Source organism: Pseudomonas fluorescens (genome assembly GCF_000967965.1).
GTDB lineage: Bacteria > Pseudomonadota > Gammaproteobacteria > Pseudomonadales > Pseudomonadaceae > Aquipseudomonas > Aquipseudomonas grandcourensis.
Genome location: NZ_LACC01000011.1, coordinates 154,391 through 179,556, shown reverse-complemented (window position 1 = coordinate 179,556; position 25,166 = coordinate 154,391). Strand labels below are relative to the sequence as shown.

General features: G+C 60.2%; 24 protein-coding genes. 9 read left to right on the top strand and 15 right to left on the bottom strand.

Going from position 1 to position 25,166, the window contains the following annotated elements:
- Positions 1-2 precede the first annotated feature (2 nt).
- Entirely contained in the window at positions 3-902 is a 900-nt protein-coding gene (gene xerC, locus VC35_RS07835; protein WP_046039000.1) for a tyrosine recombinase XerC, read from the top strand.
- Positions 899-1,606 (top strand): HAD family hydrolase, encoded by a 708-nt coding sequence (locus VC35_RS07830; RefSeq protein ID WP_046038999.1) that lies wholly within the window; start codon positions 899-901, stop codon positions 1,604-1,606. Before xerC ends, VC35_RS07830 begins: the two co-directional genes overlap by 4 nt.
- A 197-nt stretch (positions 1,607-1,803) precedes the next feature.
- On the opposite strand, the gene sutA is transcribed toward VC35_RS07830, so the two are convergent.
- The 4 genes from sutA to glnK all read right to left on the bottom strand — a co-directional run bounded on the left by sutA (position 1,804) and on the right by glnK (position 4,580).
- On the bottom strand, positions 1,804-2,127 hold the full coding sequence (gene sutA, locus VC35_RS07825) for a transcriptional regulator SutA (RefSeq protein ID WP_046038997.1): 324 nt from the start codon (positions 2,125-2,127) through the stop codon (positions 1,804-1,806).
- A gap of 101 nt (positions 2,128-2,228) precedes the next feature.
- On the bottom strand, positions 2,229-2,654 hold the full coding sequence (locus VC35_RS07820; RefSeq protein WP_046038995.1) for a secondary thiamine-phosphate synthase enzyme YjbQ: 426 nt from the start codon (positions 2,652-2,654) through the stop codon (positions 2,229-2,231).
- 214 nt (positions 2,655-2,868) lie between these two features.
- The gene (locus VC35_RS07815) at positions 2,869-4,206 is read right to left on the bottom strand and encodes an ammonium transporter (protein WP_046038994.1); all 1,338 of its coding nucleotides are present in this window, start codon (positions 4,204-4,206) and stop codon (positions 2,869-2,871) included.
- A gap of 35 nt (positions 4,207-4,241) precedes the next feature.
- Positions 4,242-4,580 (bottom strand): P-II family nitrogen regulator, encoded by a 339-nt coding sequence (gene glnK, locus VC35_RS07810; RefSeq protein WP_002555808.1) that lies wholly within the window; start codon positions 4,578-4,580, stop codon positions 4,242-4,244.
- A 408-nt stretch (positions 4,581-4,988) separates the two neighbouring features.
- Here glnK and VC35_RS07805 point away from each other — a divergent pair, with 408 nt between their 5' ends.
- A complete protein-coding gene (locus tag VC35_RS07805) occupies positions 4,989-5,249 on the top strand; it encodes an accessory factor UbiK family protein (RefSeq protein WP_046038993.1) in 261 nt (86 codons plus the stop codon).
- A gap of 183 nt (positions 5,250-5,432) precedes the next feature.
- Complete coding sequence (locus VC35_RS07800) at positions 5,433-6,926, top strand: YifB family Mg chelatase-like AAA ATPase (protein WP_046038992.1); 1,494 nt, start codon at positions 5,433-5,435, stop codon at positions 6,924-6,926.
- Positions 6,927-7,009: 83 nt separating this feature from the next.
- On the opposite strand, the gene VC35_RS07795 is transcribed toward VC35_RS07800, so the two are convergent.
- Positions 7,010-8,224, bottom strand: a complete 1,215-nt coding sequence (locus tag VC35_RS07795; protein ID WP_046038990.1) for an aldose 1-epimerase family protein — start codon at positions 8,222-8,224, stop codon at positions 7,010-7,012.
- Positions 8,225-8,549: 325 nt separating this feature from the next.
- Positions 8,550-9,470, bottom strand: a complete 921-nt coding sequence (locus tag VC35_RS07790; protein ID WP_046038988.1) for a LysR substrate-binding domain-containing protein — start codon at positions 9,468-9,470, stop codon at positions 8,550-8,552.
- Positions 9,471-9,628: 158 nt separating this feature from the next.
- Between VC35_RS07790 and VC35_RS07785 the strand changes: the two genes are divergently transcribed.
- Positions 9,629-11,026, top strand: a complete 1,398-nt coding sequence (locus VC35_RS07785) for a NorM family multidrug efflux MATE transporter (RefSeq protein WP_046039539.1) — start codon at positions 9,629-9,631, stop codon at positions 11,024-11,026.
- Between the two features lie 196 nt (positions 11,027-11,222).
- Here the strand turns inward: VC35_RS07785 and VC35_RS07780 are convergent, their stop codons facing one another.
- A complete protein-coding gene (locus tag VC35_RS07780; protein ID WP_046038987.1) occupies positions 11,223-12,896 on the bottom strand; it encodes a putative bifunctional diguanylate cyclase/phosphodiesterase in 1,674 nt (557 codons plus the stop codon).
- Between the two features lie 264 nt (positions 12,897-13,160).
- Here VC35_RS07780 and rep point away from each other — a divergent pair, with 264 nt between their 5' ends.
- Positions 13,161-15,170 (top strand): DNA helicase Rep, encoded by a 2,010-nt coding sequence (rep, locus tag VC35_RS07775; RefSeq protein ID WP_046038986.1) that lies wholly within the window; start codon positions 13,161-13,163, stop codon positions 15,168-15,170.
- 57 nt (positions 15,171-15,227) lie between these two features.
- Entirely contained in the window at positions 15,228-15,800 is a 573-nt protein-coding gene (locus tag VC35_RS07770; protein ID WP_046038985.1) for a xanthine phosphoribosyltransferase, read from the top strand.
- Between the two features lie 130 nt (positions 15,801-15,930).
- Here VC35_RS07770 and VC35_RS07765 read toward each other — a convergent pair whose 3' ends face one another.
- The 6 genes from VC35_RS07765 to dadA form a co-directional block, all read right to left on the bottom strand.
- Positions 15,931-17,853, bottom strand: a complete 1,923-nt coding sequence (locus VC35_RS07765) for an acetyl-CoA hydrolase/transferase C-terminal domain-containing protein (RefSeq protein ID WP_046038984.1) — start codon at positions 17,851-17,853, stop codon at positions 15,931-15,933.
- 137 nt (positions 17,854-17,990) lie between these two features.
- Complete coding sequence (locus VC35_RS07760; RefSeq protein ID WP_046038983.1) at positions 17,991-18,413, bottom strand: c-type cytochrome; 423 nt, start codon at positions 18,411-18,413, stop codon at positions 17,991-17,993.
- A gap of 182 nt (positions 18,414-18,595) precedes the next feature.
- Complete coding sequence (locus VC35_RS07755; RefSeq protein WP_008023455.1) at positions 18,596-19,144, bottom strand: cupin domain-containing protein; 549 nt, start codon at positions 19,142-19,144, stop codon at positions 18,596-18,598.
- Between the two features lie 127 nt (positions 19,145-19,271).
- A complete protein-coding gene (alr, locus tag VC35_RS07750) occupies positions 19,272-20,345 on the bottom strand; it encodes an alanine racemase (RefSeq protein WP_046038981.1) in 1,074 nt (357 codons plus the stop codon).
- A 99-nt stretch (positions 20,346-20,444) separates the two neighbouring features.
- Positions 20,445-20,798 carry a RidA family protein gene (locus tag VC35_RS07745; protein WP_046038979.1) on the bottom strand — a complete coding sequence of 118 codons (354 nt, stop codon included), beginning with the start codon at positions 20,796-20,798 and terminating at the stop codon, positions 20,445-20,447.
- Positions 20,770-22,074, bottom strand: coding sequence for a D-amino acid dehydrogenase (dadA, locus tag VC35_RS07740; protein ID WP_046039538.1), 1,305 nt, complete (start codon positions 22,072-22,074; stop codon positions 20,770-20,772). Before dadA ends, VC35_RS07745 begins: the two co-directional genes overlap by 29 nt.
- Positions 22,075-22,231: 157 nt before the next feature.
- Between dadA and VC35_RS07735 the strand changes: the two genes are divergently transcribed.
- Complete coding sequence (locus tag VC35_RS07735; RefSeq protein ID WP_007975155.1) at positions 22,232-22,720, top strand: Lrp/AsnC ligand binding domain-containing protein; 489 nt, start codon at positions 22,232-22,234, stop codon at positions 22,718-22,720.
- Between the two features lie 124 nt (positions 22,721-22,844).
- Here VC35_RS07735 and VC35_RS07730 read toward each other — a convergent pair whose 3' ends face one another.
- Positions 22,845-23,198: a YkgJ family cysteine cluster protein gene (locus VC35_RS07730; RefSeq protein WP_007975156.1), complete on the bottom strand. Its 354-nt coding sequence runs from the start codon at positions 23,196-23,198 to the stop codon at positions 22,845-22,847.
- Positions 23,199-23,345: 147 nt separating this feature from the next.
- Here VC35_RS07730 and VC35_RS07725 point away from each other — a divergent pair, with 147 nt between their 5' ends.
- A complete protein-coding gene (locus VC35_RS07725) occupies positions 23,346-24,653 on the top strand; it encodes an NAD(P)/FAD-dependent oxidoreductase (RefSeq protein ID WP_046038978.1) in 1,308 nt (435 codons plus the stop codon).
- A gap of 142 nt (positions 24,654-24,795) precedes the next feature.
- Here VC35_RS07725 and VC35_RS07720 read toward each other — a convergent pair whose 3' ends face one another.
- Positions 24,796-25,041 carry a DUF1127 domain-containing protein gene (locus VC35_RS07720; RefSeq protein ID WP_046038977.1) on the bottom strand — a complete coding sequence of 82 codons (246 nt, stop codon included), beginning with the start codon at positions 25,039-25,041 and terminating at the stop codon, positions 24,796-24,798.
- Between the last annotated feature and the right edge of the window lie 125 nt (positions 25,042-25,166).

Here is a 25,166-nt window from a genome sequence, read left to right as displayed (position 1 = left end):
ACATGGAACGACAACTGGACGCTTACTGCGAACACCTGCGCAGTGAGCGGCAGGTGTCGCCGCACACGCTGTCGGCCTACCGCCGCGACCTCGATAAAGTGCTGGGCTGGTGCGTCAAACAGAACATCGGCAGCTGGACGGCGCTGGACATCCAGCGCTTGCGCAGTCTGGTTGCCCGTCTGCATGCCCAGGGTCAATCGTCCCGCAGCCTGGCGAGATTGCTGTCGGCCGTTCGCGGGCTCTATCACTACCTGAACCGCGAAGGCCTGTGCGACCACGATCCTGCCAATGGCCTCGCGCCGCCCAAAGGCGAACGCCGTCTGCCGAAAACCCTCGATACCGACCGCGCCCTGCAACTGCTTGAAGGCGGGGTCGAAGATGATTTTCTCGCTCGACGGGACCAGGCGATTCTCGAGCTGTTCTATTCCTCCGGGCTGCGGCTATCGGAGCTGACGGGGCTCAATCTCGATCAATTGGACCTGGCCGACGGCATGGTCCAGGTGCTCGGTAAAGGCAGCAAGACCCGCCTGCTACCGGTAGGCAAGAAGGCCCGCGAAGCGCTGGAGCAGTGGCTGCCATTGCGGGCCATGGCCAACCCGGCGGACGATGCGGTGTTTGTCAGCCAGCAAGGCCGCCGCCTCGGCCCCCGGGCGATCCAGGTGCGGGTCAAGGCTGCCGGCGAGCGCGAACTGGGGCAGAACCTGCATCCGCACATGTTGCGGCACTCCTTCGCCAGCCATTTGCTGGAATCCTCCCAGGACCTGCGCGCAGTGCAGGAACTGCTCGGCCACTCGGACATCAAGACCACGCAGATCTACACCCACCTGGACTTCCAGCACCTGGCCACGGTCTACGACAGCACCCACCCACGGGCCAAACGCATTAAGGGCGACGATTCATGAGCATTCAGTTGATCACCTTCGACCTCGACGACACCTTGTGGGACACCGCCCCCGTCATCGTCAGCGCCGAAGCCGTTTTGCGTGAATGGCTGACCGAGCACGCGCCCAATCTTGGGGCGGTGCCGGTGGAGCATCTGTGGGCTATTCGCGAGCGCGTATTGAGCAACGAGCCTGGCCTCAAGCACCGCATCAGCGCCCTGCGTCGACGGGTGCTGTTCCATGCACTGGAAGAGTCCGGTTATGGGCATGACGAGGCCTCGGACCTCGCGGACAAGAGCTTTGAAGTGTTTCTGCATGCTCGGCATCAGATCGAAGTGTTTCCAGAGGTTGAACCGACCCTGGAAATCCTCGCCAACCATTACGCCCTCGGCGTGGTCACCAATGGCAACGCCGATGTGCGTCGGTTGGGCCTGGCGGATTACTTCAAGTTTGCGCTGTGCGCCGAAGACATAGGCATCGCCAAACCCGACGCGAGATTGTTCCAGGAAGCCTTGCAGCGCGGTGGCGTGACCGCTGAATCGGCGGTGCACATTGGCGATCATCCAGGCGATGACATTGCCGGTGCGCAGCAGGCGGGAATGCGGGCAATTTGGTTCAATCCGGCGGGCAAGGTCTGGGAAGCCGAACGACTGCCGGATGCGGAGATTCGCAGCCTGACCGATTTGCCGGCGTTGCTGGCGAGTTGGAACAAGGCCTCGGCCTGACACAGAACCTGTGTGCGAGCCTGCTCACGATGAGGGCTTAACATTCAAAATAAATGTTGCCTGACACTCCGCCATCGTCGGATCGCCGCCCGGAGCAAGCTCGCTCCCACAGGGATCACCACAGGTTTCAAATTTTTGTTTCAGACATGAAAAAGCCCGCAGCGACGGCGGGCTTTTTCAGCAAGCGGGTAGCAGGCTCAGATAGGCCGGCTGCCGTACTTGTTGTCCGGTTTCTTGGGCGGATCGGCGACCACATTGGCCTCCACTTCCTGCACCTTGCCACCTTTGGCCAAAAACTCCTCCATGGCCCGCGCGAGAGCATCGCGTTCCTTGTTCTTGGCTTCGACACTCGGCAGTTCATCGACCGATACCGCTGCCTTGGCCTTGCCTTTGGCGGCCGGAACCGGCGCATCACCGCCGTCGTCTTCAGCGACGTCTTCCGCCGCTGCTTCCAGACCTTCTTCGGTTTCGTCGTCGTCGCCTACTTCGAGGTCGTCGTTTTCCAGATCATCGTCGCTCATGTTCTACCTCATGACTTGCGAAAAGCAGATTAGTTATAGCCCAGCTTTGCCCTCTGTCGAAGGCTGCAGGAAAAAATTCAACAGCCGCTGCTGACCAGCGGCTATGCCTCTTCACCGTGTACGGTGGCGAGGACTTTACGGGCACCGCCATGATCACGGTGCTCGCCCAGATAAACGCCTTGCCAGGTCCCCAACGCCAACCGGCCTGCCGAAATCGGCAAACTGAGCTGACAGCCAAGCACGCAGGCCTTGAAGTGCGCCGGGAGGTCGTCCAGGCCTTCGTCGTTATGCTCATAGCCGTCTGTTCCTTGTGGGATCAGACGATTGAAAAATCGTTCGAAGTCGCGACGTACCGCCGGATCGGCGTTCTCGTTGATGGTCAACGACGCCGAGGTATGCTGCAGCCACAAATGCAACAGACCGACCCGACACGCCTTGAGTTCAGGCAGGCCGGCGAGTAACTCGTCCGTTACCAGATGAAAGCCCCGGGGCCTCGCCCGCAAGGTAATCAGAGTCTGTTGCCACATACTGTTCTCCGCACGTTCGGGGCGCATTCTAGCGCGCTCTGGGAAAAAACAAAGGCCCTAATATTCCTTCAATCCTGTAAGCCTTTGGCGGCACAAAAACACCCGACGTAAACATCGTAAAACCTGTAGGAAAAAACCTTTCAGCTCAGTCCTTAATGACAAATTCCAGACAAAAAAATGCCCGGCAAGCCGGGCAGTTTTTTTACGCGCCTGCTTACAAGTTGTAGCCGCGTTCGTTGTGAAGCGCCAGATCGATGCCGACCGCCTCTTCTTCTTCGTTGATACGCAGGCCCATGACCGCATCCAGCACCTTGAGGATGATGTATGTAGCGATCGCGGTGTAGATCACCGTGAAGCCCACGCCTTTGCACTGAATCCACACTTGTGCGGCGATGTCGGTCACGGTGCCGAAGCCACCCAGGGACGGAGCAGCGAACACACCGGTCAGGATTGCGCCGAGGATACCGCCGATACCGTGCACGCCGAAGGCGTCCAGGGAGTCGTCATAGCCGAGCTTGCGCTTGAGGGTGGTGGCGCAGAAGAAGCACACCACACCAGCCGCCAGACCGATTACCAGTGCGCCCATCGGGCCAACGGTGCCGGCAGCCGGGGTGATTGCCACCAGACCGGCAACCACGCCCGAAGCAATGCCCAGTGCACTAGGTTTGCCGTGGGTGAGCCACTCGGCAAACATCCAGCCCAGTGCAGCAGCGGCGGTAGCAATCTGAGTTACCAGCATCGCCATACCGGCGGTGCCGTTGGCCGCAGCGGCGGAACCGGCGTTGAAACCGAACCAGCCGACCCACAGCATGGCCGCGCCCATCAGGGTGTAACCGAGGTTGTGCGGCGCCATCGGCGTGGTCGGGAAGCCTTTACGCTTGCCCAGCACCAGGCAGGCAACCAGACCAGCCACACCGGCGTTGATATGCACCACGGTGCCGCCGGCGAAGTCCAGAACTCCCCAGTCCCACAACAGACCGCCGTTACCGGACCAGACCATGTGCGCAATCGGCGCGTAAACCAGGGTGAACCACACGCCCATGAAGACCAACATCGCGGAGAACTTCATCCGCTCGGCGAACGCGCCGACGATCAACGCCGGGGTGATGATCGCGAAGGTCATCTGGAAGGTGACGAACACCGCCTCGGGGAACAGCGCCGCAGGGCCGGTCAGGCTGGCTGGCGTGATGCCGGCGAGGAACGCCTTGCCCATGCCGCCGAAGAACGAGTTGAAGTTGATGACGCCCTGCTCCATGCCCGTGGTGTCGAACGCGATGCTGTAGCCATAAATGACCCACAGGACGCTGATCAGACCGGTAATGGCGAAGCACTGCATCATCACGGAAAGAATGTTTTTCGACCGAACCATGCCGCCGTAGAACAGCGCGAGGCCGGGAATGGTCATGAACAGCACCAAGGCTGTCGAGGTCATCATCCAGGCGGTGTCGCCGGAGTTGAGGACTGGGGCCGCCACTTCGTCTGCCGCCAGAGCAAGGCTGGGCATTACGATGGACAACAGGGCTCCTAGCCCTGCGAATTTACGCAGAGTCATATTGTTTTCTCCTGGGGCGTTGGGTTTGTGGCGGCTTAGATTGCGTCGGTATCGGTTTCGCCGGTACGGATGCGAATCGCCTGTTCCAGATTGACCACGAAGATCTTGCCGTCACCGATCTTGCCGGTGTTGGCCGCCTTGGTGATGGCCTCGATTACCCGGTCCAGATCCTTATCGTCGATGGCGACGTCGATCTTCACCTTGGGCAGGAAATCGACCACGTATTCCGCGCCGCGATACAGCTCGGTGTGACCCTTCTGCCGACCAAAGCCTTTGACTTCAGTGACGGTAATGCCCTGCACGCCGATCTCGGACAGCGACTCGCGTACGTCGTCCAACTTGAACGGCTTGATGATGGCAGTGACTAGCTTCATGAAAACTCTCTCCCGAATTGGTGGACTTGCCCCAGGAAAACAAACCCGACTCAAGTCTAAGCGCAGTGCCTGGCTTTGTAACGCATCGTCGGCCCTGACCTGCCCGTCCGACGCCCCTCACGAAACACTCCCCCGCTTCGCTTGGCGCACTTCGTTCGTCACAGTGACTGCATCAGTGCATGGGTCATCACCATCTAAGCAGAAACCTTGCCATCTCCACAAAACTCATAGTTTTCAATCTTTTGCCGACAGATGTCCGCCATATCGCAGCAACACTCGCCGGGTTACGCACAATAACGGTGCAACACCGTCCGTCCCCATGCGCGAAAAGCGTGCATCCCTTGCCCGCGCAAATGACTATAGACACTGCGTGATACACTGCCCGTCATTGTTTCCAGGACATTGCCCATGCTTGCGCCAAAAGACTTCCTCGACGCCCTCACCGGCACTGCCTCCCGCCTCTTCAGCGGCGACACGCCTCTGCCGAAAGCTGAAATCGAAAGCCAGTTCAAAATGTTGCTGCAAAGTGGCTTCAGCAAACTGGATCTGGTGAGTCGGGAAGAGTTCGATAGCCAGATGGTTGTATTGGCGCGCACACGGGCGCGACTGGAGAGCCTTGAGGCGAAGGTGGCGGAGCTGGAAGCGAAGCTGAATCCGCCGACCGAATAAACACCGTATGCACGAATGAAAAACCGCCTTTTGGGCGGTTTTTTTGTTTTCGAACAGCAGTGGATATGACCTCGCAACATCCGGCGAACATTTCCCGGCCTGTTTCCAACGCCAGATCCTCACCCCGCGTCTACCCTTCAAAAACCCGCAGGAAGCGGTCCCCGTTTAGCTCAAGGAACGATCATGTCCCTCTCCATCGTCCACAGCCGCGCCCAGGTCGGCGTGGAGGCGCCTGCCGTTACTGTAGAAGTCCATCTGGCCAATGGTTTGCCATCGCTGACCATGGTCGGCTTGCCCGAGGCGGCGGTGAAGGAAAGCAAGGATCGGGTGCGCAGTGCGATCATCAATTCGGGACTGCAATTTCCGGCGCGACGGATCACGTTGAATCTGGCGCCGGCGGATTTGCCCAAGGATGGCGGACGGTTCGATCTGGCGATTGCCCTCGGGATTCTCTCGGCCAGCGTGCAAGTGCCGACGTTGACACTGGATGACGTGGAGTGCCTGGGGGAGCTGGCGCTTTCCGGCGCAGTGCGGCCGGTCCGCGGGGTGCTGCCGGCGGCATTGGCGGCGCGCAAGGCCGGGCGTTGGTTGATGGTGCCGCAGGCGAATGCCGAAGAGGCCTGCCTGGCGTCGGGGTTGAAGGTCATCGCGGTGGACCATCTGCTGCAAGCGGTGGCGCATTTCAATGGGCACACCCCCATCGAACCTTACGTTTCCAATGGTTTGCTCTACGCCAGCAAACCCTATCCTGATTTGAATGAAGTTCAGGGGCAAATGGCAGCCAAACGCGCGCTGCTGATTGCGGCAGCGGGTGCGCACAACCTGCTGTTCAGCGGGCCACCAGGTACGGGCAAGACACTGCTGGCGAGCCGATTACCAGGGCTGTTGCCACCCTTGGCCGAAAACGAAGCACTGGAGGTCGCGGCGATTCAATCCGTCGCCAGCTGCGTACCGCTGAGCCACTGGCCACAGCGACCCTTCCGACAACCACACCATTCCGCCTCAGGACCGGCACTGGTGGGCGGTGGCTCGAAACCACAACCGGGCGAAATCACCCTCGCTCACCATGGCGTGCTGTTCCTCGATGAACTCCCGGAATTTGATCGCAAGGTATTGGAGGTGTTGAGAGAACCACTGGAATCCGGCCACATCGTGATTTCCCGCGCCAAGGACCGCGTACGCTTCCCGGCGCGTTTTCAACTGGTCGCCGCGATGAATCCCTGCCCCTGTGGATATCTTGGCGAACCGAGTGGCCGTTGTTCCTGTACGCCGGACATGGTTCAGCGCTATCGCAACAAACTGTCGGGGCCACTGCTGGATCGTATTGATCTGCACCTGACGGTTGCTCGCGAAGCCACGGCATTGAATCCTGCGTTAAAACCCGGCGAGGACACTGCCACCGCCGCCGAGTTGGTTGCCGATGCACGAGAACGGCAACAAAAGCGCCAAGGCTGTGCCAATGCCTTTCTCGACTTGCCGGGCCTGCGCAGACACTGCAAGTTATCCACAACAGACGAAACGTGGCTGGAGACAGCGTGTGAACGACTGACCTTGTCACTGCGAGCGGCCCATCGACTGCTCAAAGTAGCGCGCACTCTTGCGGACCTTGAACAAGTCGATGAGATCAGACGCGAGCACTTGGCCGAAGCGCTGCAATATCGGCCAACAAGCCAGTAGCTCAAATTTGTAAGTGTTTTGAAAAACGTCATTTCTAAGTGTTTTTTCGACCAATGAGCGGTTTTTCGGAAAGAGGGCGAAAATCAACCCTTGGTAAGGTCAACCAACGGCGTCTGCCGCACCTCAGTCTCCCGCCCACCTTGAATCTCGCTCACCTGCTTCAGCGCCTTATCCACAGCGGTCTTATCCGCCAGCAAGCCGTAGCTGATGCGGAACTGCTTCTGCTCCTTCGGCCCAATCATTGGCACCAGGTTCAGTGGCCGCTGATACCGGCGGTTGTAGGAAAAACTCGTGCCTGGCTCCAGCCCCGTGACATAGCCCTGCCCTTCGGTATCGGTGTTTTTCCACAGGGAGAACACGGGCAGTGTTTGAGTGTTGAAACCGACCGAGACGCCCAGGCTGCCGGCCTTGTTATGCAGGACGGTCAATGTATCGCCCTTGGCATCGGCGTACGGCACTACGTTGTAAACCGTTTCGTCGTAGTCCTTGGTCGGTGCGCGATAGGTTTGCCAGTCCGGCAAATCGCTTTTGGCTTTATCGTTGAACGGCGACACCTGTTTCACCGGCGCAGCGAAGCGGGCGCCCTGTTCCAGGAATGGGGTGCTGAAGTTGCTGTGATACAGCGCCTGGTATTCCTTCGGATAGTCGCCGTTGTTGGTCAGGGTGTCGTTGAGGGCGAACGCTACGCTGCCGGGCTCGGTGACCAGTTCGGTCGCGACCGAGAAGTCGACTTTCTTGAAAGCCTGCTCTTTCAGCTCGCCGCGCAGGCTGATGGCGTACGGCGGTTTTTCATCGATGTGCAGGGTGACTTTGTTTGCCGGGATATTGGCAGCGCGACCGTGCAGGGTCAGCAGTTCGCCGTTGTCGATGCCGGGGTGGCCGACCCATTCGTAGCCGCAGCGGGTGACCAGTTCATTGAAGCCTTCCAGCCAGCCCAGGCCACCACGGCCGTTGAGCTCGATGAAGGACGGATTGACCACTTCCTTGACTGGCGAATCCCAACCCATGCGCACGTTACCGACCGAGGCCTGCAGGACGTTCATGCCGCGAGTTGGAACTACCGAAAGTTTCATCGTGCCGTTATCGATGTCGACGATGCTGACGCCTTCCTGCCGACCGCCGTGCAAAGTACGCAGGGTCACGCTGAAAGGTTTGTCGGTTTTTACGCCGAGTTGCTGGCTGGTGATTTGCCAGTTCTGGGCGGCTTTTTCGGTGTCGAGCAGGACGTAATCCCAGGCTAGGGCTTGGGAGGCAGCGGACAGTGCGCTGAGGGCAACGAAGAGTTTGAGCGGTGTCATGAAAATAGCCTTTCTTGGAGTTGTGCCATTTTTATAGACATGATGAAACGTTTCAGCAAGCATAAAAGTCGAAAAAATGCCAAGAAAGACAATTGATCAGTAGATGGGGGGCAAACGGATTTGAGTCGATGCCATCGCGAGTCTGCTCGCGATGGCGACTTCGGCAGTGACTCAACGAAACCGGTCAACCTGATGCCGCAAGTCCGCAGTGGAATACAGGGACCTGCACGAAGGTCCCATCAGCAAATTTTCAGCGGCGAAGTTGAATACTTGAGTCATTCACCGGGAGATTGCCTGAAGCCGTCATTGCGGCGGCTTCATCGTTTCAGCTCAGATGCACGACATCCGGCAACTCCATGGACCGGACTTCATTTTGCAGAAAGTCGCTGAGCCGGCGCATGCGTTCGCCGCCGGGCCGGGTTTTCGGCCATACCAGGTAATAGCACTCGCCACTGGCAACGGCGGTCGGCCAGGGCAAACTCAGGCGCCCCTGGGCCACGTCCTCAGCCACCATCAGCAGATCGCCCATGGACACGCCATAACCCCGCGCGGCGGCGATCATGCCCAGCTCCAAGGTATCGAACACCTGCCCGCCCTTGAGTGATACCTGATCAGCCAGCCCCATGCGTTCCAGCCAGTTGCGCCAGTCGCGGCGGTCCGGGGTCGGGTGCAGCAATTCGGTATTGGCCAGACGCGTGACATCCCAAGGCTGATCGTTCAGCAGGTTGGGGGCGCCCACCGGGATCAATTCCTCGGGGAACAGGTAACTCGCCTCCCAGTCCGGGGGGAAATGTCCATTGCCCAGCAACACCGCACAGTCGAACGGCTCGTCGTTGAAATCCACCGAATCGATGTCCATCCACGCACTGGTCAATTGCACTTCGTTGCCCGGTTGCAGATGACGGAAGCGACTGAGGCGCGCCAGCAACCAGCGCATGGTCAGGGTTGACGGGGCCTTCATGCGCAGGATGTCGTCTTCGGCGCGCAAGGTATTACAGCCACGTTCAAGGGCGGTGAAGCCTTCGCGAATGCCCGGCAACAGCAAACGGGCCGACTCGGTCAGTTGCAGGTTGCGGCCACTGCGGTGAAACAAGCGGCAGGCAAAATGCTCTTCGAGCGTACGAATATGTCGGCTGACCGCACTTTGGGTAATCGACAGCTCTTCGGCCGCACGGGTAAACGAGCTGTGCCGCGCCGCCGCTTCGAATGCGCGCAGGGCATACAAGGGAGGAAGACGACGGGACATTGGGAAAGCTCCTGGTGCGGGGTTCGCCTACCCTAGCAGAAACTCTCCAGCATGAGTTTTAATCATGCTACCCATCCTTTTTATCCCTTTGTGCAAACCGCGCAAAGCGCCGAGAATCGGTGCTTTCCTGTTCCCTTTGATAATCGAGCGTGATGACCATGCAGCATCCAGCACGTACTGAACTCTGGGCCATCCTGCGGCTGGCGGGGCCGCTGATTGCCTCGCAGTTGGCGCACATGCTGATGGTCCTCACCGACACCCTGATGATGGCGCGCCTGAGTCCCGAGGCCCTGGCCGGTGGCGGGCTCGGTGCGGCGACCTATTCGTTCGTGTCGATTTTCTGCATCGGCGTGATTGCGGCCGTCGGCACTTTGGTGGCGATCCGTCAGGGGGCCGGCGATATCGTCGGGGCTACCCGGCTGACCCAGGCCGGGCTGTGGCTGGCATGGCTGATGGCACTGGCCGCCGGTTTGCTGCTGTGGAACCTCAAACCGGTCTTGCTGCTATTCGGGCAGACCGAAACCAACGTCAACGCGGCCGGTCAATTTTTGATCTTCCTGCCGTTCGCCCTGCCCGGCTACCTGAGCTTCATGGCCCTGCGCGGGTTCACCAGCGCCATTGGCCGTGCGACGCCGGTGATGGTCATCAGCCTTGGCGGTACGGTCGCCAACTTCCTGCTCAACTACGCGTTGATCACCGGCATGTTCGGCCTGCCGAAGCTGGGGTTGACGGGCATTGGGCTGGTCACGGCGATTGTCGCCAACCTGATGGCACTTGCGCTGGCGTGGCACATTCGTCGGCATCCGGCTTATGAGGCCTATCCGCTACGCCAGGGCCTGTCGCGGCTGAACCGCCAGTACCTGAAGGAGCTGTGGCGCCTGGGCCTGCCGATTGGCGGCACCTACGCGGTGGAAGTCGGGCTGTTTGCCTTCGCCGCGCTGTGCATGGGCACCATGGGTAGCACTCAGCTGGGAGCGCACCAGATTGCCCTGCAAATCGTTTCGGTGGCGTTCATGGTCCCGGCGGGGATTTCTTATGCGATCACCATGCGCATCGGCCAGCACTACGGCGCCGGGCAACTGCTGGATGCGCGGCTGGCCGGGCGGGTCGGCATTGCGTTCGGGGCGGCGGCGATGCTGTGTTTCGCCATGGTCTTCTGGCTATTGCCGAACCAATTGGTCGGTTTGTTTCTCGACCACAACGACCCGGCGTTTCGCGATGTCATCAACCTGGCCGTGAGCCTGTTGGCGGTGGCGGCATGGTTCGAGCTGTTCGACGGCGTGCAAACCATTGCCATGGGCTGCATTCGCGGACTCAAGGATGCCAAGACCACTTTCCTCGTCGGCCTGGGTTGCTACTGGCTGATTGGCGCACCGGCAGCGTGGTGGATGGCGTTCCACCTGAATTGGGGGCCAACGGGTGTCTGGTGGGGCTTGGCGCTGGGGCTGGCGTGCGCGGCGGTGAGCCTGACGCTGGGGTTTGAGTGGAAGATGAAGCGGATGATTCGACGGGAGCCAACGCAACAGAACGACTTCACGGTCGCTCAGCCAGACTGAGATCCCCTGTGGGAGCAGCCCTGTGGCGAGGGGGCTTGCCCCCGTTCGGTTGCGCAGCAACCGCAAAGCCAGAAAATGCGATGTACCTGACAGAGCTCGGTTGCAGGATAAGGGGCCGCTTCGCGACCCAACGGGGCAGTGCGGCGTTCCGACAAGCCCCCTCGCCACAAAAGCCCGCTCCACAGGGGTGTACACGTCAGCTCACGATTTCCAGCATCGGCTGCTGACTGGAACCAAACGTCAGATATTCCACCAACTCGGCCAGCGGCAATGGCTTGCTGATCAAATATCCCTGCACCTGATCGCATTCAAACCCGCGCAGCAGATCCAGTTGCTCCGGCGTTTCCACGCCTTCTGCGACCACCTCGAGGTTGAGGTTGTGCGCCAGGTTGATCATCGCGTGGACCAGCTTGCGGTTTTCCTCACGCTGCTCCATACCGCCGACAAAGCTCTTGTCGATCTTCAGCAAGGTGATCGGCAGGCTGTTGAGGTGCACGAACGACGAGAACCCGGTGCCGAAGTCGTCGAGGGAGAAGCGCACGCCGAGGCGCCCGAGGGCATCCATGGTCTGCTTGACCAGATCGCTGCGACGCATCACGGCGGTTTCGGTCAGCTCGAACTCCAGCCACTGCGCCTCGACACCACGCTCGGCAATCAGGCGACTGAGGGTCGACAACAGCTGGCTGTCCTGGAACTGTCGGAACGACAGGTTGATCGCCATGTGCAACGGCGGCAAACCCAGCTCAAGCAGCGCCTGCATGTCGCGCAAGGCCCGGGAAATCACCCAGTAGCCCAGCGGCACAATCAGACCGCTTTGCTCAGCCAGCGGCACGAACTCACTCGGAGGCAGCAAGCCGCGCTCGGCATGCCGCCAGCGCACCAACGCTTCGAGGCCAACGATCTGCCCGTCTTCGAGGTTCAGCCGTGGCTGGTAATGCAGCTCCAGCTCATCACGACGCAGCGCCCGGCGCAGCTCGGTTTCGAGGTCGGCGATGCTGCGGGCATTGCGGTTGATGCGCTCGTTGAAAATGTGAAAGGTGCAACCCTGGGTGCTTTTGGCCTGCTGCATGGCGATGTGCGCATGCCACATCAGCGGGTCCGCACTGGCCTGGGCCCGGGCGTAGGCGATGCCCAGGCTGGAGCCGATCAACAGGCTTTCGCCGTCGACCCAGTAAGGCTCGGCCAGTGCTTCGCTGATGCGCTCGGCCATCCACTCGGCACGCTGGGGAGCGCGACGGGTGTCGATCAGCAGAGCGAATTCATCACTGCCCAGGCGCGCCAGTTGATCGCCGGCCTCAAGCTGGTTTTTGAGCCGCGCCACCACTTGCAGGATCAGGCGGTCACCGGCCTGATGGCCGAGGGCGTCGTTGGCATAACGGAAGTTGTCGAGATCGAGATGACCGAGGGCCAGGCCGCGACCGTCGTTTTCCGCCAGGCGCGCCGTCAGCAGGGTCTGGAAACCCTGGCGGTTGGCGATGCCGGTCAGCGGATCTTGCTCGGCCAGGCGTTGCAGAGTGTTTTCCAGGACGCCGCGTTCGCGCACATGGCGCAGGCAACGGCGCAACATGCCGGGATCGAGCAAATCGCGCACCAGCCAGTCACTCACGCCGTCGGGCGGGGTCAGCGGCTCATGGTCGAGCAACAACACCGTCGGCAGGCTGCAACGGCCCGGCGCCGGTTGAAGTTGCGGGATGGTCAATAACACCGCGCTGCGGTTGTCATCGAACAGGCTGCTGACCGACTCCCAACTCGGCGCGCTGATGAGCACGGCCGAGCTCCCCATAGGAGCCAGACACTCGCGCAACAACGCTGCCCACGCTGGCTCTTCGGCCAGTAGCAGCAAACGCAAGGGTTCGACAGGCGTAGACAAGCTAGCTCCCTAGACTCTGCAAAGATGTAGGCGACGGGCATTATGCCGTTCCGATGACCAATGACAATGACATCAGTGAGCAAAACGAGCCCTTTGTATCCGGAATTACGAACATTAGCCGCAAATTCGTTGCGCATCCTGCGTGAAAGTAACAAAACCGGCAATTACAGATAGCGTGCTACGTCACAAGTCGGACAGAGCAGCACAATTCGCTGAGCCTGTTAAAATGCCGGCCCATTTTGTGACTGACTCCTGAATTTACGTATGTCCCGACTCAATCCCCGGCAGCAAGAAGCCGTGAACTACGTCGGCGGCCCTCTATTGGTGCTCGCCGGTGCTGGCTCCGGCAAGACCAGCGTGATCACGCGCAAAATCGCGCACCTGATCCAGAACTGCGGCATTCGCGCCCAGTACATCGTCGCCATGACCTTTACCAACAAGGCCGCCCGCGAAATGAAGGAACGGGTCGGCACCCTGCTGCGTGCCGGTGAAGGGCGCGGGCTGACGGTCTGCACGTTCCACAACCTGGGCCTGAACATCATCCGCAAGGAACACGTGCGGCTGGGCTACAAACCGGGCTTCTCGATCTTCGACGAGACCGACGTCAAGGCCCTGATGACCGACATCATGCAGAAGGAATACTCGGGCGACGACGGCGTCGACGAGATCAAGAACATGATCGGCGCCTGGAAAAACGACCTGATCCTGCCGGCCCAGGCCCTGGAAAACGCGCGCAACCCCAAGGAACAGACCGCTGCCATCGTCTACACCCACTACCAGCGCACGCTCAAGGCGTTCAACGCGGTGGACTTCGACGACCTGATCCTGCTGCCGGTGAAGCTATTCGAGGAGCACGCCGACATCCTGGAAAAGTGGCAGAACAAGGTGCGTTACCTGCTGGTCGACGAATACCAGGACACCAACGCCAGCCAGTACCTGCTGGTGAAAATGCTCATCGGCAAGCGCAACCAGTTCACCGTGGTGGGCGACGATGACCAGTCGATCTATGCCTGGCGCGGCGCTCGCCCGGAAAACCTGATGCTGCTCAAGGAAGACTACCCGTCCTTGAAAGTGGTGATGCTGGAGCAGAACTACCGCTCCACCAGTCGCATCCTGCGCTGCGCCAACGTGCTGATCTCGAACAACCCCCACGAATTCGAAAAGCAGCTGTGGAGTGAAATGGGTCACGGCGACGAGATCCGCGTGATCCGTTGCCGCAACGAAGACGCCGAGGCCGAGCGCGTGGCCATGGAAATCCTCAGCCTGCACTTGCGCACCGACCGCCCGTACAGCGATTTCGCGATCCTGTATCGCGGTAACTACCAAGCCAAGCTGATCGAACTGAAGTTGCAGCATCACCAAGTGCCGTATCGCCTGTCCGGCGGCAACAGCTTTTTCGGACGTCAGGAAGTGAAAGACCTGATGGCCTACTTCCGCCTGATCGTGAACCCGGACGACGACAACGCCTTCCTGCGGGTGATCAACGTGCCGCGCCGCGAGATCGGTTCGACCACGCTGGAGAAGCTGGGTAACTACGCCACCGAACGCAAGATCTCGATGTACGCTGCCACCGACGAGATGGGTTTGGGCGAGCATCTGGACAGCCGCTTCACCGATCGCCTGTCGCGCTTCAAGCGCTTCATGGACAGGGTCCGCGAGCAGTGCGCCGGCGAAGACCCGATCTCTGCCCTGCGCAGCATGGTCATGGACATCGACTACGAGAACTGGCTGCGCACCAACAGCTCCAGCGACAAGGCTGCCGACTACCGCATGGGTAACGTCTGGTTCCTGATTGAAGCGCTGAAGAACACCCTGGAAAAAGACGAAGAAGGCGAAATGACCGTCGAGGACGCCATCGGAAAACTCGTCCTGCGCGACATGCTCGAGCGTCAGCAGGAAGAGGAAGATGGCGCCGAAGGCGTGCAGATGATGACCTTGCATGCGTCCAAGGGCCTGGAATTCCCCTACGTGTTCATCATGGGCATGGAGGAGGAAATCCTCCCGCACCGCTCCAGCATCGAAGCCGACACTATCGAAGAAGAACGTCGCCTGGCCTACGTGGGCATTACCCGCGCGCGCCAGACCCTGGCCTTCACCTTCGCCGCCAAGCGCAAGCAGTACGGCGAGATCATCGATTGCGCACCGAGCCGCTTCCTCGATGAGTTGCCGCCGGACGATCTGGCCTGGGAAGGCAACGACGACACACCGACCGAAGTCAAAGCCGTGCGCGGCAACAATGCATTGGCGGATATACGCGCGATGTTAAAGCGCTAGAATTGACCACTTTTTTAAAACCTTAGGGCGCACAAGGCGCCAACAGAGGACAGCTTCATGGAAGCCCTGCACAAGAAAATTCGCGAAGAAGGCATAGTGCTTTCCGACCAGGTCCTGAAAGTCGACGCCTTTCTGAACCACCAGATCGACCCAGCCCTGATGAAGCTGATCGGCGACGAATTCGCCACGCTGTTCAAGGATTCGGGCATCACCAAGATCGTCACCATCGAAGCCTCGGGCATCGCCCCGGCGATCATGACCGGTCTGAACCTGGGTGTGCCGGTGATTTTCGCCCGCAAGCACCAGTCCCTGACCCTGACCGAAAACCTGCTGTCGGCGACCGTGTACTCGTTCACCAAGCAGACCGAAAGCACCGTGGCGATCTCCCCGCGCCACCTGACCAGCAGCGACCGCGTGCTGATCATCGATGACTTCCTGGCCAACGGTAAGGCGTCCCAGGCACTGATTTCGATCATCAAGCAGGCTGGCGCCACCGTGGCGGGCCTGGGCATCGTGATCGAGAAGTCGTTCCAGGGCGGCCGTGCGGAACTGGACTCGCAGGGTTATCGAGTAGAGTCCCTGGCCCGGGTGAAGTCGCTGGCCGATGGTGTTGTGACCTTTATCGAGTAAGCAGCCACACAGTAATACCCCTGTAGGAGCGAGCCTGCTCGCGATTGCATAGTGTCAGCCGACATAGTCATTGGCTGATACACCGCTATCGCGAGCAGGCTCACTCCTACAGTTGTTTTTGGGCGAGCAGTTATTGCACGGTGGCCTTGAGGCCTGTGAGCAGCAGGCGCTGATACAAATCCTCCTTCATCCCCTCCGGGCTTGCCAGTTGCATGCGCTGCAGATGCTCCGGGAACGACGCGGGCTCCGGCGCATCCAGTGCCGCCTTGCCTAACTCCAGCACCTCGCTCAGCTTGAACTTGCTCTTGAGCCAGTTCAGTGCCCGCAACAGATCACACTCGACCTCGGTGAAATCGCAACCCAACGGATACTCCGGAAACAGCTGCGGATGCCGCGCCTGAATCGCCTGTAAACGCTGCGGACTGTTATCGGTAAAGCGCGGATCGAGACAGAAGTCCTTGGGTAGTTTGCCGACTTTCTGCGCCTGCTCGATCAACCCCGGCTGAAAACGCGAGTCGCTGATATTGAGCAAGGCCTCGATCACCGCCGCATCGGTCTTGCCGCGAAGATCGGCGATGCCGTATTCGGTGACCACGATGTCCCGCAAGTGCCGGGGAATCGTGCAGTGACCGTATTCCCAGACGATGTTCGAGCTGACATCGCCGCCAGACTCGCGCCAACTGCGCAGCAACAAGACCGAGCGCGCGCCTGCCAGTGCATGCCCCTGAACCACGAAGTTGTATTGCCCGCCTACGCCGCTGAGCACACGTCCGTCTTCGAGCTGATCCGCCACCGCGGCACCGAGCAAGGTCACGGTGAACGCAGTGTTGATGAACCGCGCATCCAGGCGCTGCAAACGCTTGAGTTCTTCCTGGCCGTAGAGCTCGTTGATGTAGCTGATGCGGGTCATGTTGAATTCGAGCCGCTTGTTTTGCGGCAACTCGCGCAAGCGTTCGTAGTAGCTGCGCGGACCGAGGAAGAATCCGCCGTGCACCGAGATGCCATCGGTTTGCGCAGCTTCGTCGAGGGTGCCGGCATTCGCCTGCTGTTGGGTCGCCACGTCCGGATAAACCTTGCGCCGCACGATCCCGGCATCCGCCAGCACCAGCAAGCCGTTGACGAACATTTCGCTGCAACCGTACAAGCCCTTGGCGAAGGGTTCGATGCCGCCTTCGCGCTCGATCAGTTGCGACCACTGACTGAGGTTTACGTCTGCCAGCAAAGCCCTGTATCGGTCGTTGTCTGCTTGCCGCGCCAGCAGTGCCGCTGTCAGCGCATCGCCCATGGAGCCGATACCAATCTGCAAGGTGCCGCCGTCACGCACCAAGGTGCTGGCGTGCAGGCCGATGAAATGGTCCTGACACCCCACCGGCATGTTCGGCGTGGAAAACAGCGTGGTGTTGTCCTTCTCATCGATCAGCAGGTCAAAGGTGTCGATGCCGAGTTCCGCATCGCCGGGCATGTAGGGCAGATCGTTGTGCACCTGGCCGACCATCAGGATGGTTTCTCCGGCGGCGCGGCGCTTGGCGATCATCGGCAACAGGTCGAGGGTGATGTCCGGGTTGCAGCTCAGGCTCAAGCGGTCGGGATGCTCGGCTTCGCTGGCCACCAGTTGCGCCACCAGATTCAACCCGGCGGCATTGATGTCCCGCGCCGCATGGCTGTAATTGCTGCTGACGTAATCCTGTTGCGCCGTGGCACTGTTGAGCAGGCTGCCAGGCTGCATGAAGAACTGCTGGACGTGGATGTTGCCCGGTAGACCGTCGCGGCGCAGGTCGGCGAGAAATTCCAGCTCCGGATAATCGCCGAAGACCCGCTCGACAAAGGGTTCGAGAAAGCGCTTTTGCAAACCATCGCCCAAGGGTGGGCGCCCCAGGCACAACGCGGTGTAGATCGTCAGCCGTCGCTCGGGCGACTGTGCGATTCGTTGATACAGCGCGTTGACGAAGTGATTGGGTTTGCCCAACCCCAGAGGCAGGCCCATGTGGATATGCGCCGGCAACCGTGCCAAGACGTCATCGACTGCCTGTTCGATAGAGCACAGCTGAACCATCGGATCCTCCCTCACGTTCCATGACTTGGGCTTGAACCGAGCTTGCCGTGTCTTTGCTGCAATGAACAGCCACCCGGGTTAAATCACAGGCACAAAAAAGCCGCTCGAAAGCGGCTTTTCAGCAGCAAGACTCAGGCTTATTTCAAGCCGGACATCTTCTGGATGGCGCCTTTGAGCTCGGCGTCGGAGCAATCGGCGCAGGTGCCTTTAGGCGGCATCGAGTTGATACCGGTAATGGCTTTGGCCAGGATGCCGTCGAGGCCGCCCTGGTGATCGGCACGGTCTTTCCAGGCAGCGGCATCACCGATTTTCGGCGCGCCCAACAGGCCTGAACCGTGGCAAGCGTTGCAATGTTTTGCAATCACTTCATCCGGGGTTTTCGCACCACCACCGCCGCCAGCGGCAGTGGCCACTTCCATGCCCTTGCACTCTTTACCCTGAACACAAACCTGGCCGACTGGCTCAAGGCGTTTGGCGATATCGTCGTTGGTCGCAGCTTGAGCGCTGACACTGACAGCCCAAAGGGCCAATACGGTTGCTGGTGCAGCCAGCATTTTCATAATTAGGTTCACGCGTTCACCCTCAATGGTGGCTAGTCACGCCTACGGCCACGGTTCGCAGGCGGGCGCAAGTATAGCGGTAAGCCCGTCGCACTGAAACAACCCCAAAGTCGGAGGGGTCTTAGGCCGCGACGGAAAAACAGCCTGGGCGCCTCTGCGATGCTGGCAGGACGCCCCTTTTCTTAGAAATTCGCCGGCGTGGCTGCGCTGATTAGTCGCGCTGGCACGTCGAACGGATTACGGAAACGGTGTGGCTTGGTACTTTCAAAGTAGTAGCTATCGCCGGCTTCGAGGACAAAAGTTTCGAGTCCGACCACCAGTTCCAGTTTTCCTTCGACCAGGATGCCGGTTTCCTCGCCCTCATGGGTGAGCATCTCGTCACCGGTGTCGGCGCCTGGCGGATAGATTTCATTGAGGAATGCGATCGCCCGGCTCGGGTGCGCCCGACCGACCAGTTTCATGGTCACCGCGCCATCGGAAATATCGATCAGCTCGTTGGCTTTGTAGACGATCTGAGTCGGTTTTTCCTGCAGGATTTCTTCGGAAAAGAACTCGACCATGGACATGGGAATCCCGCCCAACACCTTGCGCAGCGAACTGATCGAGGGGCTGACGCTGTTCTTCTCGATCATCGAAATCGTGCTGTTGGTGACCCCCGCCCGTTTGGCGAGCTCACGCTGGGAAAGGCCTTTGAGCCTACGGATGGATTGCAGTCGTTCACCGACGTCCAAAGCTTGCGCCTCCAGGATTCAGATTGTTGGAATAGTGAGCGTTATCATGGCGACAGCGTTCAGTATTTACAACACCTTGACCTGAATCCTGCTCAGCGAGGCGACTTCCGGTCTGGAGCCCTGCGCACTAAGCCCCGGAATAGAGCAGTGGCACTCGACGCAGGTTGCAGAAGATCTGGTAAGGAATCGTGCCGGCAGCCATGGCCACATCGCTGGCGAGGATGTTTTTGCCCCACAATTCGACGGTCGAACCAAGGCCGGCCTGCGGCACATCGGTCAGGTCGATACAGAGCATGTCCATCGATACCCGACCGATCAACTGGCTGCGCTGCCCGGCAACCAGCACTGGCGTGCCGGTCGGTGCCAGACGCGGGTAACCGTCGGCGTAACCCATGGCCACGACGCCAATGCGCATCGGTTTGGGGGTGATGAATTTGGCGCCGTAACCGACGGGCTCGCCAGCCGGCAACTCGCGCACACTGATCACTTTCGATTCCAGGGTCATGACCGGTTGCAGGCGCGATGCCGCTTCGTTGGCTTCTTCGAAAGGCGTGGCGCCATAGAGCATGATGCCTGGGCGCACCCAATCGCTCGGAATCTGCGGCCAACCGAGCACCGCCGGCGAGTTGCGCAGGCTGACCTCGGCGGACAAGCCCTTGCGCGCAGCTTCAAATACCGCCACCTGATCGGCGCTGGCCTGCTCGCGCAGTTCATCGGCGCGGGCAAAGTGGCTCATCAGCACCACTTTCGCGACTTTGCCGCTGGCCAGCAGGCGTTGATAGGCCGCCTGATAATCCGCCGGGTGCAGCCCCACGCGGTGCATGCCCGAATCGAGCTTCAGCCACACGGTGATCGGCTTGCTCAACGCCGCTTTCTCGATGGCTTCGAGCTGCCACAGCGAATGCACCACGCACCAGAAATCATGCTCGACGATCAGCGCCAGCTCATCGGCTTCGAAAAAACCTTCCAGCAGCAGGATCGGCGCACGAATGCCCGCCGCCCGCAGCTCCAACGCCTCTTCGATGCAGGCCACGGCAAACCCGTCCGCCTCGGCTTCCAGCGCCTGCGCGCAACGCACCGCGCCATGGCCATAGGCATCGGCCTTGATCACCGCGAGGGCCTTGGCCCCCGTGAGTTCACGGGCGATTCGGTAGTTGTTGCGCAGGGCTTGAAGGTCGATCAGGGCACGGGCAGGACGCATGGCGGCAGACTTCTGGTCGGGTTATCGGGAAGAAAAACCGGCGCTGGCTGGTGGCGTGAACCGCCAACAGCGCCGGGAGAGGGATCTTTCTGACAGGCTTTATGGCAGAGCGGCTACAACCGACAGCTCGACCAGGATTTCCGGTTCGCACAATTTCGATTCAACGGTGGCACGGGCCGGGGCGAATCCTTTTGGCAGCCACTGGTCCCACACCGCGTTCATGCCTTCGAAATGCGCGTCGATGTCTTTCAGGTAAATCGTCACCGACAGCAGATTATTTTTGTCGGTGCCGGCCAGATCGAGCAACCGCTCGATGTTGGCGAGGGTTTCACGGGTCTGCTGTTCAATCCCGGCGTTCATGTCATCACCGACCTGTCCGGCCAGGTAAACCGTGCCGTTATGGGTGACGATCTGACTCATGCGCTCATTGGTGAGCTGGCGCTGGACTGACATGCTTTGCAGACTCCTGGGTTTTTTTGCCATAACGGGAAATATCGAGGCCTTCGGCGCTGATCTGCGGCTTTTTCTTCGCTATCAGGTCCGCCAGCAAGCGACCGGAGCCGCAAGCCATGGTCCAGCCGAGCGTGCCGTGGCCGGTGTTCAGGAACAGGTTCTTGAACGGGGTGGCACCAACGATCGGGGTGCCGTCCGGAGTGGTCGGACGCAGGCCGGTCCAGAAATTGGCCTGGGCCAGATCGCCGCCCTGAGGATAAAGGTCGTTGACGATCATCTCCAGGGTTTCGCGGCGACGCGGATTCAGCGACAGGTCAAAACCGGCGATTTCAGCCATGCCGCCAACGCGGATGCGGTTGTCGAAACGGGTGATCGCGACCTTGTAGGTCTCGTCGAGAATGGTCGAAGTCGGGGCCATCGCCGGGTTGGTGATCGGCACGGTCAGGGAGTAGCCCTTGAGCGGGTACACCGGCGCCTTGATCCCCAGCGGCTTGAGCAGTTGCGGCGAGTAGCTGCCGAGGGCCAGCACGTAGCGGTCGGCGGTTTCCAGCTTGCCGTCGATCCACACGCCATTGATGCGATCACCGGCGAAGTCGAGGCGCTGAATGTCCTGGCCGAAACGGAATTGCACACCGAGGTTCGCGGCCATCTCGGTGAGCTTGGTGGTGAACATCTGGCAGTCGCCAGTCTGGTCGTTCGGCAGGCGCAGGGCACCGGCGAGGATGTCAGTGACGCTTGCCAGCGCCGGTTCAACGCGGGCAATGCCGTCGCGGTCGAGCAGCTCGAACGGCACGCCGGACTCTTTCAGCACGGCGATGTCTTTCGCGGCGCCGTCCAGTTGAGCCTGGGTGCGGAACAGCTGGGTCGTACCAAGGCTACGGCCTTCGTAGGTGATGCCGGTTTCGGCACGCAGTTCATCGAGGCAGTCACGGCTGTACTCGGACAGACGGACCATGCGCTCCTTGTTCACCGCGTAACGGCTGGCGGTGCAGTTGCGCAGCATCTGCGCCATCCACAGGTATTGGTCGATGTCGGCAGTGGCCTTGATCGCGAGTGGCGCGTGGCGCTGCAACAGCCACTTGATGGCCTTGAGCGGCACACCTGGCGCGGCCCACGGCGAGGCATAACCCGGCGAAACCTGCCCAGCGTTGGCGAAACTGGTCTCCATGGCAGCAGCTGGCTGCCGGTCCACAACCACCACTTCAAACCCGGCGCGGGCCAGATAATAAGCACTGGTGGTACCGATGACGCCGCTACCCAAGACCATGACGCGCATTTTCATATCCCTCATCGCGGCTAACCGCTGACGTTTGTTATTCAGAGCTTTAGATGCGCGCAGTGTAAAAAAGATTTGCCAGTGCTTTTCACTATATAAGCGCTTATATTTGGCGACAATTCTCGGCAAAAACCCTTTTCACGGAGGCGCATCCCCTATGCGTACCAACACTCAGACCAAACGTGAGCTGGACAAGATCGACCGCAATATCCTGCGGATCCTGCAAGCGGACGGGCGGATTTCCTTTACGGAGCTTGGAGAAAAGGTCGGGCTCTCGACCACGCCCTGTACTGAGCGGGTCCGGCGTCTGGAGCGCGAAGGGATCATCATGGGCTACAACGCCAGGCTCAATCCGCAGCACCTGAAGGGTAGTCTGCTGGTGTTCGTCGAAATCAGCCTGGACTACAAATCCGGCGATACTTTCGAAGAGTTCCGACGTGCGGTGCTGAAATTGCCCCATGTGCTGGAGTGTCATCTGGTGTCAGGGGATTTCGACTACCTGGTGAAAGCGCGGATTTCCGAGATGGCCTCGTACCGCAAGTTGCTGGGCGACATCCTGCTCAAGCTGCCCCACGTGCGCGAGTCCAAGAGCTATATCGTGATGGAAGAGGTGAAAGAGAGCCTGACCTTGCCGATTCCGGATTGAAATTTGCGGTGTCCGAACCGGCCCCATCGCGGGCAAGCCCGCTCCCACAGGTACAGTGGCGATCCTGTGGGAGCGGGCTTGCCCGCGATGAAGTCGACTCGGTTCTGCTGAAGTACGCCGCCGCCTAAACCAACACCTGCCGAGTGCTGGCCATGTACTCAAACACCTGCTTCTCCACCCGCGGATGAATCAATTCCACCGGCCCGCGACCATTCGGGCATGGCAAGGTCTTGGTGGTGCCGAACAACCGGCAGATCAGCGGCCGCTCGTCATACACCGTGCAACCATTCGGCCCCAGATGCACACAGTTGAGCTCTTCCATGGCGGCATCCTGCTCGGCGCGGGTCTTGCGCGGCAGTCGCGACATTTCTTCCGGCGAGGTGGTCACCGGCCCACAGCAGTCATGGCAGCCGGGAACGCACTCGAACGAGGGGATCTGTTGTCGCAATGTGCGGATCGTCTGGCTGTTGCAGCTCATTGCAGCGGTGACCAATAGCGGAATAGAGCGCGATTCTGACGCAAAAGACTCGATCCAGACAGCACCAGCCGACCAATGTTGCCCGTCCGGGAAGCTCCGGCTTATGCTCCGTCAGGTTTTCCAAACGCAAGAATCAGGAACACGCACATGAATGCCCGTGCTCAACAGCCTGCTCAGAACCACACCGCGTCCTACTACGCCGCCAGCAGCCTGCCGCAGCCCGAACTTCCTGCGCTCAAAGGCGAAGTGCTGGCTGATGTCTGTGTGGTGGGCGGCGGGTTTTCGGGGTTGAACACGGCGCTTGAGCTGGCCGAACGCGGCCTCAGTGTGGTGCTGCTCGAAGCCCATAGAATCGGCTGGGGCGCCAGTGGACGCAATGGCGGGCAGCTGATTCGCGGCGTCGGCCACGGTCTTGATCAGTTCACCAACGTCATCGGTGCCGAAGGTGTTCGGCAAATGAAACTCATGGGCCTGGAAGCCGTGGAAATCGTCCGACAACGGGTCGAGCGCTTCCAGATCCCCTGCGACCTGACCTGGGGCTACTGCGACCTCGCCAACAAACCCCGTGACCTTGAAGGCTTCGCCGAGGATGCCGAAGAACTGCGCAGCCTCGGCTACCGCTACGAGACCCGTTTGCTGCAAGCCAACGAGATGCACACCGTGGTCGGCTCCACGCGTTACGTTGGCGGCCTGATCGACATGGGCTCGGGGCACCTGCACCCCCTGAACCTGGCCTTGGGCGAAGCAGCCGCGGCACAATGTCTGGGGGTCAAGTTGTTCGAGCACTCGGCCGTAACCCGCATTGACTATGGTCCCGAGGTCAAGGTCCATGCCGCCGAGGGCTCGGTGCGCGCCAAGACCCTGGTGCTGGGTTGCAATGCCTACCTCAATAACCTCAACCCGGAACTCAGCGGCAAAGTCCTGCCCGCCGGCAGCTACATCATCGCCACCGAACCATTGAGCGAAGAACAGGCCCACGCCCTGCTGCCGCAGAATATGGCGGTCTGTGACCAGCGGGTGGCGCTGGACTACTACCGGCTCTCGGCGGACCGACGCCTGCTGTTTGGCGGCGCCTGCCATTACTCGGGCCGCGACCCGAAAGACATCGCCGCGTACATGCGCCCGAAAATGCTCGAGGTTTTCCCGCAGCTGAGCGCAGTGAAGATCGATTACCAATGGGGCGGCATGATCGGCATCGGCGCCAACCGTCTGCCGCAGATCGGGCGACTCAAGGACCAGCCGAACGTGTACTACGCCCAGGCCTATTCCGGTCATGGCGTGAATGCCACGCACCTGGCGGGCAAGCTGCTGGCCGAAGCGATTAGCGGGCAGCACAGTGGTGGTTTTGATTTGTTCGCCAAGGTGCCGCACATCACTTTCCCAGGTGGCAAGCATTTGCGCTCGCCGTTGCTGGCGTTGGGGATGTTGTGGCATCGGCTGAAAGAGTTGGTCTGAAGGTTTGGCGGGGCCTGTATCGGTGCCATCGCGAGCAAGCTCGCTCCCACAGTGTCTGGTGGCGTTCACAAGATTTGTGTTCACCACCGCTCCTTGTGGGAGCGAGCTTGCTCGCGATGAGGCTCTGAAGAACACTGCAACTTCAGATCCGCCAGAAAGGCTTCAGCCCCTCCTCCCGCGCCTGCTCCCGCGTCAGCCCGATATCCTTGAGCTGGTCAGCCGTCAGGGCCAACAAGGCCTTGCGCGTGTGCAGGCAACGCCAGAACCGGTCCCAGCGACTCAGGCCGGACGACGCATTGCCCATGCCCGCCTCCCGCGTGCCGTTGTTCTGCCCGGTCGCCAGTTCCTGACTGTGTAACGTCAGCCGCACATCGCTCAAACCGTTCATCTTGGATGCTCCTGTTTACTTGGGTAGCCAGAGGTTCCATGATGCGTGGGCGCGCAAAAGCATTACAGATTCAAAGCAACTGTATTAACTCCATACAGTTTTGCCGATTCCGCCACTGAATCCCG

Coding starts and splice junctions, on each gene's coding strand:
- VC35_RS07725 (WP_046038978.1), top strand. CDS start 23,346: ATGAATGCCCGTGCTCAACAGCCTGCTCAGAACCACACCGCGTCCTAC.
- VC35_RS07830 (WP_046038999.1), top strand. CDS start 899: ATGAGCATTCAGTTGATCACCTTCGACCTCGACGACACCTTGTGGGAC.
- glnK (WP_002555808.1), bottom strand. CDS start 4,580: ATGAAGCTAGTCACTGCCATCATCAAGCCGTTCAAGTTGGACGACGTA.
- VC35_RS07800 (WP_046038992.1), top strand. CDS start 5,433: ATGTCCCTCTCCATCGTCCACAGCCGCGCCCAGGTCGGCGTGGAGGCG.
- VC35_RS07765 (WP_046038984.1), bottom strand. CDS start 17,853: ATGGTTCAGCTGTGCTCTATCGAACAGGCAGTCGATGACGTCTTGGCA.
- rep (WP_046038986.1), top strand. CDS start 13,161: ATGTCCCGACTCAATCCCCGGCAGCAAGAAGCCGTGAACTACGTCGGC.
- VC35_RS07820 (WP_046038995.1), bottom strand. CDS start 2,654: ATGTGGCAACAGACTCTGATTACCTTGCGGGCGAGGCCCCGGGGCTTT.
- VC35_RS07805 (WP_046038993.1), top strand. CDS start 4,989: ATGCTTGCGCCAAAAGACTTCCTCGACGCCCTCACCGGCACTGCCTCC.
- sutA (WP_046038997.1), bottom strand. CDS start 2,127: ATGAGCGACGATGATCTGGAAAACGACGACCTCGAAGTAGGCGACGAC.
- VC35_RS07795 (WP_046038990.1), bottom strand. CDS start 8,224: ATGACACCGCTCAAACTCTTCGTTGCCCTCAGCGCACTGTCCGCTGCC.
- VC35_RS07760 (WP_046038983.1), bottom strand. CDS start 18,413: ATGAAAATGCTGGCTGCACCAGCAACCGTATTGGCCCTTTGGGCTGTC.
- VC35_RS07730 (WP_007975156.1), bottom strand. CDS start 23,198: ATGAGCTGCAACAGCCAGACGATCCGCACATTGCGACAACAGATCCCC.
- dadA (WP_046039538.1), bottom strand. CDS start 22,074: ATGCGCGTCATGGTCTTGGGTAGCGGCGTCATCGGTACCACCAGTGCT.
- VC35_RS07745 (WP_046038979.1), bottom strand. CDS start 20,798: ATGTCAGTCCAGCGCCAGCTCACCAATGAGCGCATGAGTCAGATCGTC.
- VC35_RS07735 (WP_007975155.1), top strand. CDS start 22,232: ATGCGTACCAACACTCAGACCAAACGTGAGCTGGACAAGATCGACCGC.
- xerC (WP_046039000.1), top strand. CDS start 3: ATGGAACGACAACTGGACGCTTACTGCGAACACCTGCGCAGTGAGCGG.
- VC35_RS07770 (WP_046038985.1), top strand. CDS start 15,228: ATGGAAGCCCTGCACAAGAAAATTCGCGAAGAAGGCATAGTGCTTTCC.
- VC35_RS07720 (WP_046038977.1), bottom strand. CDS start 25,041: ATGAACGGTTTGAGCGATGTGCGGCTGACGTTACACAGTCAGGAACTG.
- VC35_RS07815 (WP_046038994.1), bottom strand. CDS start 4,206: ATGACTCTGCGTAAATTCGCAGGGCTAGGAGCCCTGTTGTCCATCGTA.
- alr (WP_046038981.1), bottom strand. CDS start 20,345: ATGCGTCCTGCCCGTGCCCTGATCGACCTTCAAGCCCTGCGCAACAAC.
- VC35_RS07790 (WP_046038988.1), bottom strand. CDS start 9,470: ATGTCCCGTCGTCTTCCTCCCTTGTATGCCCTGCGCGCATTCGAAGCG.
- VC35_RS07785 (WP_046039539.1), top strand. CDS start 9,629: ATGCAGCATCCAGCACGTACTGAACTCTGGGCCATCCTGCGGCTGGCG.